Below are 14216 nucleotides of genomic sequence, written 5' to 3'. Positions count from 1 at the left end.
CAAGTGGACAATGAAATAATAAAAGATTAGGCGACGGCCTTGTTCCTCATTTCAAGAGGGGCAAGGCCGTTGTTGCGTTCTTGAAATCGTTGATGATTGTAAAAATAGATGTAGGCATCAATATCTGACACCAGCTCCTCAAAAGTCTTATACTTCTTCAAATCATAGCACTCCGTCTTAAAGTGCCCAAAGAAGCTCTCAATTGGTGCGTTGTCAATACACTTACCAACACGAGACATGGAGCGGGTCATCTGATACTTGGTCGTTAAACGGTAATAATCTTTCGAAGTATATTGTGAACCTCGGTCGCTGTGAATCAATGGTGTCGCTTCAGGATTAGCTTTTCGGGCTTTACGAAGTGTTTCTAATACCAATTCATTATCATTAAACTGGCCGACCACATAAGCGACAATAGAGCCATCATAAAGGTCCTTAATCGCACTCAAATAGGCTTTACAGCCGATACTGTACTTCAAGAAAGTCACATCTGTACACCATTTCTGATTGGGAGCAGTAGCTGTAAAATCACGATTGAGAATGTTGTCTTCTACATTGACAAAGCTGGTCTTGGTACAGTAGCCCTTAGCTCTTCTGATAATGGAACGAATGCCTAAAATGTGCATCAATCGTCGAATCCGTTTCTTGTTGTAGCTTGTTCCAAGCTTGCGATTGACAAATAGCGTCATACGACGATAACCAAGAATACCATTATGTTGGCTATGAAGGTCCTTGATAACATTAATCAATCCTAAATTTTCCTGTTCAGAAACTGTTTCCTGATGTTGTAACCACTTGTAGTAGCCTGAGCGAGATACCTTTAGAATACGGCACAAGTGGCTGATAGAAGCCTCTTTCTGTTCATCCGCATATTCTTTAATCGCTTGGAAGGATTCCAAGTGGCGACCTAGTCTTACCGTCGGTTTCGTCGCTTGATTTCTTCTAACTTTTTTAGCAGGCCATTCTCCATTTCAAGATACTTAATCCGTTCTTCCTGTTGCTTGATTTTGAGGCGTAACTCTTCTTCTGGAGTAAGATTGGGTTTACTTTCAAGACCTTTTCCACGACGATCTAGGAGGCCGTTAGAACCCTCCTTTTCGAACTTTCTAACCCAAGAATAGACCTGTTGATAGGAAACACCATACTTCTCAACAGCCCCTTGGTAATCTTTCTCGTGGGCAAGGGTAAAATTGACAATCTCAACCCGTTCGTCAAATGTGGTCTTGCGTCCTTGTTTCATGCGACTCATTCCTCTACTAGTAGCTTTCAATTCTTTACCACTAGTATAACGTTTTATCCAGGATCTGAGAACATAAGAGTCAGAAATTCCATATTTTTCAGTCAAATCTTTGAGACTTCCCAAACCATTAAGATAGTCGGCAACAGCTTGTTCCTTTAGTTCCTTACTATACTTCGTCCAGTGACGGCTTTCCTCTAGCCCCTCAACACCAGATTCTTTGTATTTCCGAACCCAGTTTGATAGAGTGTCATTAGACACACCATGGCGCCTAGCTAACCAACTAATTGATTTCCCTTCTTCCGAGTGAAGTAGAACAAGTTCTAGTTTCTCAGAGACAGATTTTGGACTTCTTTTGGACATGATAAAACTCCCCTTATCGTTTCTAGTGAAAATTTTTGTTTTTTCACTGTCCACTATAAGGGGAGTATATCAAATTCCAACCGTAGTTTTTTTAGTCTACATAAAGTTTGGATTGATTATTCAACCAACTATAAAGAAGTCCGATAAAGAGACCGCCCCCCACGTAGTTTCCTAGTCCAGAAAAGAGGAAATTACTTAATACACTTACTAGATTCATTCCTTCAACTGGTCCACCATTTGCAAAAAAGGCCAATGAGAAAAGGGAGAAGTTTGCGATGACGTGCTCATATCCCAAGAAAGCAAAGATAAAGATGATGAAAATAACGGAAATGAGACGTCCGGCATCATCTTTGATGCGTAAGAAGGTAAATACGCCGATATTCACAACAATATTAGCAAAGATTCCTTCAATAAACTGGGTGAGAGGTGTTTTTTCTAGTTTTGTCACTGTCGCTTCAAATAGGTAGCTGTGAGCATCAACGTGCTGATAAGGCAGTGTCAATGAAACCAAGTAACAAACAAAGACAGCACCGATAAAGTTGAAAAGGATACAGGTTGCCAACATCTTGAGGGCTGTTTTAGTAGGAATCGTTTTTCGATGAATGGCTACGGTCATATACATCATGTTGGATGTTCCAAGTTCAGCATTCATATATAAAATCATGAGTAGTCCCCAACCAAACATCAACCCATAACTAAACTTCCCGAGTCCTTCTGCAACGTGGTTTAGTTTATCTGCCGTATAAAGAGAAATGACAATCCCCAAACCTAGATAGAGGCTGGCTAACATCGATCGAACAGCGTAGGCAGAAAAGCTGTGTTCAAACAAATCTGCTTTTTTCTTGATACTTTTTTCAATTGTATATAGTAGTGTATCTTGGGTAGCTCCCATCCTAATCTCCTCACTTTATCTACTACTTTTTTCGAGTAAACGTTTTCTTTTTATCGAATGGCTTTACTTTGTTTATTATACTTGATAAAATGGTTGTTGTCCAAAAAAAATTCAACTTTTGAAAGGAAAATTAGAAAAATATGGATGTTACATGGACAGTGAAATATGTCACTGAATTTATTGCGACTGCACTCCTTATTATCATCGGTAATGGTACAGTTGCAAACGCTGACCTTAAAGGCACTAAGGGAAACAACTCTGGTTGGATTCTGATTGCGATTGGTTATGGTTTGGCAGTTATGATGCCAGCATTGATGTTTGGTAATGTTTCTGGAAACCACATCAACCCAGCCTTCACCCTCGGATTGGCAGTATCAGGCCTCTTCCCATGGGAACATGTTGCACAGTATATCGTTGCTCAATTGTTAGGTGCAATGTTTGGTCAGTTAGTGGTTGTAGCAGTATACAAACCTTACTTCTTGAAAACTGAAAATCCAAATCACATTCTTGGTTCGTTCTCAACAATCAGCGCGCTTGACAATGGTACAAAAGAAAGTCGTAAAGCTGCAACTATTAATGGCTTCTTAAATGAGTTCGCTGGTTCATTTGTATTGTTCTTCGGAGCACTTGCGTTGACTAAGAATTTCTTTGGTGCAGAGCTTGTTGGTAAAATCATTGAACAAGGTTACGACAAAACAGTTGCTGAAACAATGGTTGCGCCATATACATCAGGTTCACTTGCTGTTGCTCACATTGGTATTGGTTTCCTAGTTATGGCTCTTGTTGCCGCTCTTGGTGGTCCAACAGGTCCTGGTCTCAACCCAGCGCGTGACCTTGGTCCACGTATCGTCCATGCCCTACTTCCAAAATCTGTTCTTGGTGAAAACAAGGCTGATTCAAAATGGTGGTATGCTTGGGTTGGTGTATGTGCTCCAATTCTTGCTGCAATTGTCGCTATTGCACTTTTCAAATTATTATATCTTTAATAGTGAACCCGATTCGTCGGGTTTTTCTTTTTGTTTTATGGATAGTGAGGTGATTCGGTTGTCTGCTCTGCTATTTTCCTAGAAACTATGCTACAATAAAGCTAGAAAAAATCGGAAAAGAGGCTAGAATATGTCAGATGTTATTGCTTTTGGCTATGGAAGCAGTCGAGCGGAGATGCAGCTCAAGCGACTCAATCGTCATGGAATCATCGCAGGTGCGACAGGTACAGGGAAGACCGTTACCTTAAAGGTCTTGGCAGAGCAGTTGAGTGATGCGGGAATCCCGGTCTTTCTATCGGACATCAAGGGTGATTTGAATAGTTTGGTTGCGGCCAATACCAAGGAGATTGATCCTAGTCGCTTGGAGAAAACCCACTATCTTGATTATAACCCTGTTGGCTATCCAGTTGAGTTGTGGGATGTCTTGGGGGAAAATGGGACTCCTGTCCGCATGACTATTTCAGAGCTGGGACCTGTCTTATTGACGCGCTTGCTTGGCTTGAATGACACTCAAGAATCTATACTGAATATCGTATTTAGTGTAGCAGATGAGCGTGGGCTTCTCTTGATTGATTTGATGGACCTGCGAGCTATGCTCAATTTTGTGGCTGAAAATGCGGCAGAGCTGAGCCAGTATTATGGAAATATTCCAGCTCGTTCGGTTGGAGCCATCTTGCGTAGTCTGGTTGTTTTGGAGCAACAAGGTGGTAAGATTTTCTTCGGTGAGCCAAGCCTTGATATTGCTGATTTGATGCGTACAGCAGAAGATGGTCGTGGGGTAATCAACGTTCTCCAAGCTACTCAGCTATTTAATCAGCCAACATTATATTCAACGGTTCTTCTCAGCCTCTTATCAGAACTCTATGAAGTCTTGCCTGAGGTGGGCGATTTGGACAAGCCTAAGATGGTCTTCTTCTTTGACGAGGCTCATGTTCTCTTCAAAGATGCTCCAAAAGTTCTTCTTGAAAAGATTGAATTGATTGTCCGTTTGGTTCGTTCAAAAGGTGTAGGTGTCTTCTTTGTAACGCAGAATCCGACGGATATTCCTGATAGCGTGGCAGCCCAGTTGGGCAACCGCATCCAACATGGTCTTCGCGCCTTTACACCAAAAGAGCTCAAGACAGTCGCGACTGTTGCCGAAACCTTCCGTCAAGAAGGTGATGAGGATTTGGCCAAGGTCATTCAGGAATTGCAGGTAGGTGAAGCAGTTGTGTCTACTCTGCAAGCAGACGGGACACCAAGCTTTGCGGATCGAGTATTGATTTATCCTCCAAAAAGTATGCTGGGAACGGTGGAGCTGAGCGCCCTCTTGTCAGTTATCAATAATTCTCCTTTGATGGAAAAATATGCTGACGCGGTCAACCGTGAATCTGCCCATGAGCAGATTTTAGCCATGACAGAGGCTAAAGAAGCTGAACTCATCAAAAAAGCAGAGCAGGCCGAGGCGGAAAAACAGGCAGAAAAAGAAGCTAAGGTAGCCGCAAAAATGGAAGAGAAAGCCCAGAAAGAAGCGGCTAAGGTGACTCAAAAAGCCAGTCAGCCAGCCAGTCGCAAAACAGATTCCATGATGGATCGCTTTACCAAGAACCTGATGAGTCAGGTCGGACGGGAAGTTGGGCGCGTGGTAACTCGTGGCATTATGGGCATGTTAAAAGGGAAATAAACGACTAGACTGGGAAGGAAACTTCTCAGTTTTTTATCTAGACAAAGTTCTTGCCAGATGCCACAAAATTCGTTAAAATAAACACAAATCACTAGTTAGTAAGGAGTTGCCATGACTGATCAATTGCAGGCATTATTGAAAGACTATCAGCCCCAGCCATTGGGTGAAAAACGTTCTTATGCAGTTTTCTTGCCTCTAGTATGGTCAGACAATCAGTGGCAGGTCTTATATGAGATTCGGAGCGAGGCCATTTCTCAACCGGGAGAAGTTTCCTTTCCAGGTGGCGGAATTGATGAAGGCGAGACAGCAGAAGAAGCTGCCATTCGTGAGGTTATCGAAGAACTTGACATTCAACAGGAACAAATTGAGTTACTGGGAGAAATTGATTATCTCGTTTTCGGTCCCTCGACGATTCGCTGTTTTGTCGGTCGACTTCACTTGGACTGGCAGACTCTTCAACCAAATGATGAAGTGGGTCGATTCTTTACAATTCCACTAGAAACCTTGCTGAAAACGGCCCCTGTCTATTATCAACTGGATTCTCAGATTGTCCCAGATTGTGACTTTCCCTTTGAACGTTTGAGAGGTGGGGTTGACTATCCTTTCAGTCATCACAAACGCTCCGTTCCCTTTTATGAAAATCTACCAGAAAATATCTGGGGAATGACTGCCCAATTTACCCATCGTTTTGTGGAAATCATAAATCAAAAAACTTCGCCCAGATGAGCGAAGTTTTTTGATTTTGTTAACATTCCGAATGACGTTGAACTTATTTTTCAGTTTCCAATAAATGTTGACCTACTAGCGCAGCAAGTGCAGCACCAACTAGCGGAGCAAGGATAAAGACCCAAACCTGGCTAAGGGCAGTTCCACCTACAAAAAGAGCTGGCGCCAAGCTACGTGCTGGGTTAACTGAAAGACCTGTCACGTTCAAGCCCAAGATGATGAGCAAAGTTAAAGTCAAGCCAATAACAAGACCTGCAATTTTTCCGTTGCCCTTGTTTGCTGAAGTTACTGTAACGATAACCAAAACAAAGATGAAGGTTGCAATTGTTTCAAACAAGAAAGCACCTGCGGCATTTACAGTTGTAAATCCATTTTCTCCTAAACTTGCTGTTGAAAGTCCAGCATTTGACAAGAAGAAAATCAAAGTTGATGAGGCAAGGATTGCTCCCAAAACTTGTGCAGCCACGTAAGTAGCAAATTCTTGTACATTCAAACGCTTGTTGATGAACATAGCCAATGAAACAGCAGGGTTCAAATGTGCACCTGAAACAGTACCGATACTGTAAGCGGCTGCTACGATAGAAAGACCAAAGGCAAATGCAATTCCAAGATGACCAAGACCATCTACACCATTACCAAAAACAACAGCGCCAGTCCCGATAAAGACTAACATAAATGTACCGATAAATTCGGCTAAAAACTTTTTAGACATGTTTTTTCCTCCAGTCACATAGTAAAACATTTTCATAAAAATTTCAAGAAAATAGACTTTAAACTTGTGCCAGCGGATGAAATCTAGAGCTACGTTATCTAATAAGTTGCCTTACAGAAATTAATAAAAGCACCTGAAACCATTGTTTCAAGTGCATTCCCAGTTCAATTATTTCACCTCAGTAAGTAATACTCAAAATCTATTTTAGTTGCTATAAACCTCATCAAATCAACGTTTTTTAGGTGTTGAATTTAACAAGAAGGTCAATGGTTGCCAAAAAGGTTGCCATGCGCGTTAAGAAGTCAATTCTGCTATCTTACTTAGATAGATATCTACCGCCTGAGTTTGACTTTTTGGAGAAAGTTCAGCATATATGTCCATGGTAGTCTTGATAGACTTATGTCCCATACGAACCTGTAGTTCTTTCCAATTCATACCAGCATTTAGCATCATTGAAGCGTGTGTATGACGGAATAAATGGAAACCATAATCTGGTAGGCTGGCTTCTTTTAATCGCTTTTGGAGAGTCGTACGTTCGTTTCTATCGCACATGTAGTTCCCATAAATTGTAGGAAATATATGGTCCGATTCGGGAAGTCCGTGCTTTCTAAAATAGTCGTTCATTTCTAAATGGAAATTAATTAAGTCTTCAATGACATTTTTAGGTACAGCTACTTGTCTATTTCCAGCATCAGTTTTGGGAGTTGGTTTGCAAATTACCTCACCTTTTGTTCCCAGCATTTTGTCCGCTTTTTTCCACATCAACGTCTTATTAACAATAATCTCATTTGTTTCAATGACTAAATCATGAATATCCAAGGCTAATAATTCATTGATGCGAAGTGCAGAGGCAAGAAGTGTATTGCAAATAATTTTAAAACGGCGATTTGCCCGATTATTCGGCAATTCAGATAGAAAATTTAGCCAAATAGTTAACTCTTCGTCGTGAAGGACCATGATTTTTCTCTTTATGGCTTTCGGTTTGGGTGGAATAGTGATAGTTGCTGCTGGATTCTTTACTAAACCGTAATTTGTAATACCGAAGTCAAAAATATCGCTCAATTTATGAATGACAGCACCGAAATCCTTTGCACTACCTCTTGCAGATCTCTTTGTTCCAGACTCGATAGATTTTTTAGATTTTTCTGCAAGTTCATTTACCCATGATTGAATTTCAATCATCAACAATGAAATGATAACTTCTATATGGATTTAATATTCTCTTCTTCAGATGAAGAGAATAATATCTAAAGATGCTGTATTATCAAGATCTTTCTACTTTTTTAATGAAATAGAATATTTAAAAGACGTAATAGCGCATATAATATACTTAGCTATATTTGACTAAGATTTTTTAATTAACAAAACGTCCCCACCTCTAATATCACCTAAATGGTCGATTGAAGTGTGAGTTCTGAAATTGATACAATTTAACTTTTTTTGAAAAAAATTCCCAAATTTATTTAGCATTGCGAATATAATAAGTGAGAGCAAGTTGCATACTTAATAATGATGAATAGGAAAAGTAGAATGACAACAATTTTTTAACAAAAATAAACTGCACTAATTGCGGAAAACAAAGTACTTTTGAAAGATTTGATAGGGTTTATGCGGTGAAGACCCCTGAGATTGTTTCTGCTATTTTGGACTGGGATTTCTTTAAATTTACCTGCCATAACTGTAACTATATGGTGCTAATTGATTACCCAACAGTCGTAGTAGATGAAGAACAAAAAACAATTATTCAGTGTGACCTCTTTGACATCTACAAAGTTTAATGTTAAAATTCATTCAAAAGTATATTTGAATGAGGTGTTTTATGATTCAAAATGTTGTTACTTCAATAATCCTGTATTCTGGGACAGCCGTAGACTTACTTATTATCCTAATGTTATTTTTTGCCAAAAGAAAAAGCAGAAAAGACATCATCAACATCTATTTAGGACAATTTCTAGGCTCTGTTAGTCTAATATTACTAAGTTTGCTTTTTGCATTTGTCTTAGATTATATTCCTAGTAAAGAGATTTTAGGTTTGCTCGGTTTGATTCCAATTTTCCTAGGCCTCAAAGTTTTGCTTTTAGGAGATTCTGATGGAGAAGCTATTGCCAAAGAAGGTTTGAGCAAAGATAATAAAAACCTGATTTTTCTAGTCGCTATGATTACTTTTGCAAGTTGTGGTGCTGACAATATTGGTGTCTTTGTCCCATATTTTACTACCTTAAATTTAGCAAATTTGATAGTGGCTTTACTTACCTTTCTAGTCATGATTTATCTCTTGGTTTTCTCTGCCCAAAAATTGGCACAAATCCCTTCTGTTGGAGAAACTTTGGAAAAATATAGCAAATGGTTTATTGCCGTTGTTTATTTAGGATTGGGGATATATATCCTGATTGAAAACAACAGTTTTGACATGCTATGGACTGTGTTAGGCTAGGAGAAAATATTTTGAAAAAAGATAGTATCTGCCAAGTGAATGTTATAAATCAACAAAATGTTACAACCGCAACGAACTACCTTGAAAAGGAAAAAGTCCAAAAATCACTTCGCATTTTATCAAAGTTTACCGATAATAAACAGATAAATATCATCTTTTATCTCCTTGCTGTTGAAGAACTATGTGTCTGCGATATAGCCTGTTTACTAAATCTCAGTATGGCATCTGCCTCCCACCATCTTCGTAAACTAGCCAATCAAAACATCTTGGACACTAGAAGAGAGGGGAAAATTATATATTATTTTATAAAAGATGAGGAAATCAGAGATTTTTTTAATCAACTAGGATAACACATATTTTTACTACTTTTGAGTTTATTCATACAGACCTTAGTAGACATTTGTTGTCTATTAAAATGTGTATTAGTATATGACATATTAGGATTAAACTTGGACATTGGTCTTCTATGTGATTTAATTCAGACTATTTTGGTATTTGCTAGTTTAGAAAGAGGTATATCTATGAAGATGTCTATTTCAAATTTGGTGGGTAACGGTGTGATTGAAGAAATAGTCCATTTGGGACAATTTTTCTTCAATCTTTTTTGTTCTTCTGGAAAAGAAAAACTCCTGAAACACGATAAAATAAGCGTTTCAAGAGTTAGTTGAAATCATGGTAATTAAATAATATTAATTTACACCTTCTAAAAATAGAGTTTGTCTACTTTCTGTAGTCACCTATTGAGTGACTTTTTTTCTTGCTTAGACAATTAGTATTAAAATGAGTACTAATACCCAAGTGTGAGTTCTGAAATTGATACAACACAACTTAACTTTTTTTTTGAAAAAAATTCGAGAATTTATTTTGACTTGCGAATATAATAAGTGAAAGCAAATTGCTGACTTATTAATGATGAAGAGGAAAAGTAGAATGACAACAATTTTTTTAACAAAAACAAACTACACTAATTGCGGAAAACAAAGTACTTTTGAAAGATTTGATAGGGTTTATGCGGTGAAGACTCCTGAGATTATTTCTACTATTTTGGACTGGGATTTCTTTTAGTTTACTTGTTATAACTGTAACCACAAGGTGCTAATTGATTACCCAACAGTCGTAGTAGATGAAGAACAAAAAACAATTATTCAGTATTGTGCAGATGGTAATGTTGATGTGATTTCAAATCAGTTCTAAATAAATAAAAAATCGTGTTGGTAGAAAAATCGTCTACTTCTACCAACACGATTTTACAAAGAGCCAGTACTTACATCTCTTTTTTTACTGTAAAACTATTGTATTTTGATACTTTAAGGAGATTCAATCATTCGATCTGTTAACCCTTATTTTTTTGGATCTAAATTTAATAACATAGCATTAATGGCGACAATGACTGTTGACACAGACATTAGGATTCCTCCTAATGCAGGGCTTAATGTGATACCAATAGGAGCCAAAATTCCTGCAGCTAGAGGGATAGCTATAAAGTTATAACCAGCTCCCCAAAATAGGTTTTGTTTCATTTTACGAGTTGTTTTGTGTGCTAATTCAATGAATGATTCAATATCTCCTGGATCGGATTGAGTCAATATGACATCAGCTGAATCCAATGCAACTTGAGTTCCAGCACCTACAGCTATACCAACATCTGCTAAGGCAAGAGAAGGAGCATCATTTACACCATCACCTACCATGATAACTTTCTTTCCTTCATCTTTAAGTGTTTTAACTAACTCATATTTGTCTTGTGGAGATTGATTTGATCTATATTCAATCCCTAAAACTTCTGCCGCGCCTTGAGCCGCTTTTTCATTATCACCTGTTGCCATAATTGGTTGAATATTGTTCTTTTTAAGAGCTTTAATTAACTCTTTACTCGTTGGTTTTAATTCGTCCCCTAAAGCTACAGCACCAATGGCATCATCATTTTCTACTAAGACACTAAGAGATGCTCCTTTTGGAATATCCATATCAAGATTACGTCCATAGGCTTTTTGACTGATTAATTGGTAACGGTGCCCACCTGCTTTACCCTCTACTCCAGAACCGGAAATCACATCAATCGAATCAAAAGATGCTGGACGTATATCTTGCTGCTCGGCGAACCTTATAATTGATTGAGCAATTGGGTGGCTAGATCCTCCTTCAATACCTGCCAATAAGGCAATGATTTCCTCTTTTGTATATTTGTCATTAAGAAGTTTTACATCTAATACTTTAAATTCACCAGTTGTTAAAGTACCCGTTTTATCTAAAATTATCACATCTGCATCTTGAGCTATTTCTAAGGCTTGGCGGTCTTTTACTAGTAAGCCACGGATAGCCCCTAAGCTTGTGCTTCGGGCGGTTACCAATGGAATAGCCAGACCCAATGCGTGCGGACAAGCAATAACTAATGTAGTAATAGTAAATATAACTGCCGTTGGGATATCTCCAATAATCATCCACACTACAAAAGCAATTAGCGCGACAATAACAGCAATATAGAAGAGCCACCCTGCAACCTTTTGCGCAATATTTTCTGCCCTGGAAGGCTGACTTTGAGCTTGGCTAATTAAAGTCTGTACTTGAGAGATAAAGGATTGATCACCTGTCTCATTCACTTTAATATAAAGAACCCCTTCTCCATTTGTTGAGCCTCCGATTACTTCATCGCCAGGACCTTTTTTAACTGCTTTTGATTCTCCAGTCAAAAGAGCTTCATTTACACGTGATTCGCCACGCTCGATAGTTCCGTCTGCTGGTACATTTTCTCCGGCTTGAACACGAATTAAATCACCTACCTGTAAGTCAGCAACTGGACGTATTTCAATTGAATCATCTTCTAACACAACGTGAGCATCTTTTGGTACCAACTTAGCCAATGCTGCTTGTGCGTCTCCTGCTTCTCCAATAGCTTTCATCTCAATCCAGTGACCTAATAACATGATTAATAATAATGAAGCAAATTCAAAGAAAAAGTCCATCACGTGTCCACCCGTTACGTAGGTAATGATAACAGCATAAATACTGTATAAATATGAAACACTTATACCTAAAGAAACTAGAGCCATCATTCCAGGTTCTTTTTGTTTAAATTCATCAACTGCGCCTTGATAGAATGGACGTCCACCATAAATAATTAATATAGTAGATAAAATAGCTACTACAATATCAGAATATGGAAAAGTAAACTGGAATGGTAGGTCAAACCCAGCCATAGGGGATAAGAGCATAATAATGATTCCTAGTGGCAATGATTTTAAGAAAAGTTCCTTAAAGTTACCGTGATGATGGTGTTCATGCCCTCCGTGCCCACTGTGTTCATGCCCACTGTGCCCGCTGTGATCATGCTCAGCATGATGTTCTTGATGTTGATTCTTATGGTCTCCATGTTCCACCGTGCTTACGTGCTCATGCCCACCGTGCCCGCTGTGATCATGCTCAGCATGATGTTCTTGATGTTGATTCTTATGGTCTCCATGTTCCACCGTGCTTACGTGCTCATGTTTTGAATGATCCATGTCGCCATGATTATGGTGACAGTGGGATAAATGTTTGTTGTTATTGTTCATTTTAAATTCCTCCTTATTCTTAATGATAATGTAAATGACACTCGCATTGTCTTTCTGGACAATTGCAATCCACTTCTTCTACTGCGAAAGATTTTTTTATCTCTAATATTTTTTCTAGTCGATCTATATCATCGAAGCTCAAGACATGATCTTCAATGATGCTTCCTATTACATTTCCGACTTTCTTTTTGCAAATACGGTTAAAAATATCTTCTGTATAATCCCTTATGGCTCCTTTCTCTTCAATATTGGCAGTGTAAATAAACTTTCTACCTTCTTGCTCTGTATTTAGTACGCCTTTTTCAACTAATCGACCTAAGATCGTTTTGATAGTGGATTCTGTCCAGTTCATTTTTTCTTTCAAAACAGAGATGACTGTTCTACTAGTTACTAGATCATTTGCCCAAACTACACGCATTACTTCCCATTCAGCATCTGTGATAGAAGTATTAAGTTCTATTGTGCTCATTTTCCTTTCCTCCTTGTCATTTACAAGTGTAAACGAACATGTTCGAAATAAGTCTACCATTGTAAACGAAATGTGTCAAGTCTTTTTTATAAATGTTAGTAACGATTATTGCGTTTGTTTTCCGATTTATTCCCCGTTCGATTTGTAAGGTTAAGAAATAATGATTTTGAAGAGATAGCAAAATATGCTAGAATATTTTAGACGGTGAATAACTGTATCGGTTTTCTTCAGTTTGTAAATAAGAAGCTAAAAAGGAACACCTCATACGAAGTGTTCCTTTTATTATCTGCATGTTCTACTTTATTTAATTATCTAAAAAATGTAGAGAAAATTGTAGAGTTTCAATTGATTTGTACTGCAATGTAATGAAAGTTCATCTTTCAAAAATCGCTTAAAATCAATATTTTCACCGTCAACTGACGTGTATTGAATGTCTACTTAACTTCAGTAAAAATCACGTGTTTACGCAATTTTGGTGAGTATTTTTTCAATTGAAGACGGTCTGGAGTGTTACGTTTGTTTTTTGAAGTAAGGTACAAGCGTTCACCAGATTCTTTGTGTTCAAGTGTAATATTTACGCGCATGGTATCTCCCTTCTATTATTCAGCTGAAGCAGCCTTAGCGATTTTACGTCCTTTGTAGTATCCTTTCAAAGATACACGGTGTGAACGTGAGTAATCTCCAGTAGTTTCATCAAATTTCACAGTTGGAGCTGCTACTTTATAGTGAGTACGACGTTTGTTTTTCTTCGCTTTTGAAGTGCGACGTGCAGGTACTGCCATTTCTATTTTCCTCCATTAAAATACGAGGGCAAAGCCCCCTTCAAATCTAAAATTTATAGTATGACTTTCGTCAACTTTAACAGTATATCAAAACTTCTTTGTAAAGTAAAGTTACTTGACAGATATTTTTAAAAATTTTATTCACCTGAATTCCCACCTAAAGAAAGTTTGCTATAATATTCAAAAAGATACAAAATTCACTTGATAGTATATATGCAATAGTTATAGGACGAGTTCCAATTATTCAATATGAAGGAGAACTGTATGAAAACAGTTGGGAAGTTTTTTGCGAAAAAGTTATACTCAGTTAAAATCAAAAATAGCGGAAGTCCAATCTCTATGTACAATTGATTTGAGTTGATAAGAAGTTAAGGTTTGAATAACCTCTTCAAGTTTATCGATTA

15 protein-coding genes and 2 pseudogenes are annotated in these 14216 nt (G+C 38.0%); 9 read left to right on the top strand and 8 right to left on the bottom strand.

Annotation, left to right across the window (positions count from 1 at the left end):
- Positions 1-26: 26 nt before the first annotated feature.
- A protein-coding gene (locus K6V43_RS08955; protein WP_222382733.1) for an IS3 family transposase occupies positions 27-1597 on the bottom strand; the annotation gives its coding sequence in 2 pieces (ribosomal slippage) (positions 27-952 and positions 952-1597; 1572 coding nt in all).
- A gap of 91 nt (positions 1598-1688) precedes the next feature.
- Positions 1689-2489 carry a formate/nitrite transporter family protein gene (locus tag K6V43_RS08950; protein ID WP_172006885.1) on the bottom strand — a complete coding sequence of 267 codons (801 nt, stop codon included), beginning with the start codon at positions 2487-2489 and terminating at the stop codon, positions 1689-1691.
- 140 nt (positions 2490-2629) lie between these two features.
- Between K6V43_RS08950 and gla the strand changes: the two genes are divergently transcribed.
- The 3 genes from gla (at position 2630) to K6V43_RS08935 (ending at position 5864) form a co-directional block, all read left to right on the top strand.
- On the top strand, positions 2630-3475 hold the full coding sequence (gla, locus tag K6V43_RS08945) for an aquaglyceroporin Gla (protein ID WP_024396974.1): 846 nt from the start codon (positions 2630-2632) through the stop codon (positions 3473-3475).
- Positions 3476-3605: 130 nt separating this feature from the next.
- Complete coding sequence (locus tag K6V43_RS08940; RefSeq protein ID WP_222382731.1) at positions 3606-5138, top strand: helicase HerA-like domain-containing protein; 1533 nt, start codon at positions 3606-3608, stop codon at positions 5136-5138.
- Positions 5139-5249: 111 nt separating this feature from the next.
- A complete protein-coding gene (locus K6V43_RS08935) occupies positions 5250-5864 on the top strand; it encodes an NUDIX hydrolase (RefSeq protein ID WP_172006887.1) in 615 nt (204 codons plus the stop codon).
- Between the two features lie 43 nt (positions 5865-5907).
- On the opposite strand, the gene K6V43_RS08930 is transcribed toward K6V43_RS08935, so the two are convergent.
- Together K6V43_RS08930 and K6V43_RS08925 are read right to left on the bottom strand one after the other, a co-directional pair.
- Entirely contained in the window at positions 5908-6576 is a 669-nt protein-coding gene (locus tag K6V43_RS08930; protein ID WP_172006888.1) for an aquaporin, read from the bottom strand.
- Between the two features lie 294 nt (positions 6577-6870).
- A pseudogene (locus K6V43_RS08925) lies at positions 6871-7752 on the bottom strand (tyrosine-type recombinase/integrase); the annotation flags it as partial.
- A 437-nt stretch (positions 7753-8189) separates the two neighbouring features.
- On the opposite strand from K6V43_RS08925, the gene K6V43_RS08920 reads away from it, so the two are divergent.
- The 6 genes and pseudogenes from K6V43_RS08920 to K6V43_RS11710 form a co-directional block, all read left to right on the top strand.
- A complete protein-coding gene (locus K6V43_RS08920; protein WP_337250537.1) occupies positions 8190-8354 on the top strand; it encodes a CpXC domain-containing protein in 165 nt (54 codons plus the stop codon).
- Between the two features lie 41 nt (positions 8355-8395).
- A complete protein-coding gene (locus tag K6V43_RS08915; protein WP_044781025.1) occupies positions 8396-9010 on the top strand; it encodes a CadD family cadmium resistance transporter in 615 nt (204 codons plus the stop codon).
- Between the two features lie 11 nt (positions 9011-9021).
- Positions 9022-9360: a Cd(II)/Zn(II)-sensing metalloregulatory transcriptional regulator CadX gene (cadX, locus tag K6V43_RS08910; protein ID WP_000711091.1), complete on the top strand. Its 339-nt coding sequence runs from the start codon at positions 9022-9024 to the stop codon at positions 9358-9360.
- 171 nt (positions 9361-9531) lie between these two features.
- Complete coding sequence (locus tag K6V43_RS08905) at positions 9532-9678, top strand: hypothetical protein (RefSeq protein ID WP_153309301.1); 147 nt, start codon at positions 9532-9534, stop codon at positions 9676-9678.
- A gap of 262 nt (positions 9679-9940) precedes the next feature.
- Positions 9941-10075, top strand: coding sequence for a hypothetical protein (locus K6V43_RS11580; protein WP_261309055.1), 135 nt, complete (start codon positions 9941-9943; stop codon positions 10073-10075).
- A gap of 12 nt (positions 10076-10087) precedes the next feature.
- Positions 10088-10204, top strand: a pseudogene (locus K6V43_RS11710) (CpXC domain-containing protein); the annotation flags it as partial.
- 146 nt (positions 10205-10350) lie between these two features.
- On the opposite strand, the gene K6V43_RS08895 reads toward K6V43_RS11710, so the two are convergent.
- From K6V43_RS08895 to rpmF, 4 genes are all read right to left on the bottom strand, one after another.
- The gene (locus K6V43_RS08895; RefSeq protein ID WP_222382728.1) at positions 10351-12561 is read right to left on the bottom strand and encodes a copper-translocating P-type ATPase; all 2211 of its coding nucleotides are present in this window, start codon (positions 12559-12561) and stop codon (positions 10351-10353) included.
- 19 nt (positions 12562-12580) lie between these two features.
- A complete protein-coding gene (locus K6V43_RS08890) occupies positions 12581-13030 on the bottom strand; it encodes a CopY/TcrY family copper transport repressor (protein ID WP_222382727.1) in 450 nt (149 codons plus the stop codon).
- Positions 13031-13464: 434 nt separating this feature from the next.
- The gene (gene rpmG, locus K6V43_RS08885; RefSeq protein ID WP_002262412.1) at positions 13465-13614 is read right to left on the bottom strand and encodes a 50S ribosomal protein L33; all 150 of its coding nucleotides are present in this window, start codon (positions 13612-13614) and stop codon (positions 13465-13467) included.
- 15 nt (positions 13615-13629) lie between these two features.
- Complete coding sequence (gene rpmF / locus K6V43_RS08880) at positions 13630-13812, bottom strand: 50S ribosomal protein L32 (protein WP_002937589.1); 183 nt, start codon at positions 13810-13812, stop codon at positions 13630-13632.
- Positions 13813-14216: the final 404 nt, after the last annotated feature.

This window comes from Streptococcus suis, assembly GCF_019794615.1.
Taxonomy (GTDB): Bacteria; Bacillota; Bacilli; order Lactobacillales; family Streptococcaceae; genus Streptococcus; species Streptococcus suis_AI.
The sequence above is the reverse complement of the archived record's forward strand: the minus strand, read 5'-3'. Positions and strand labels throughout refer to the sequence as shown.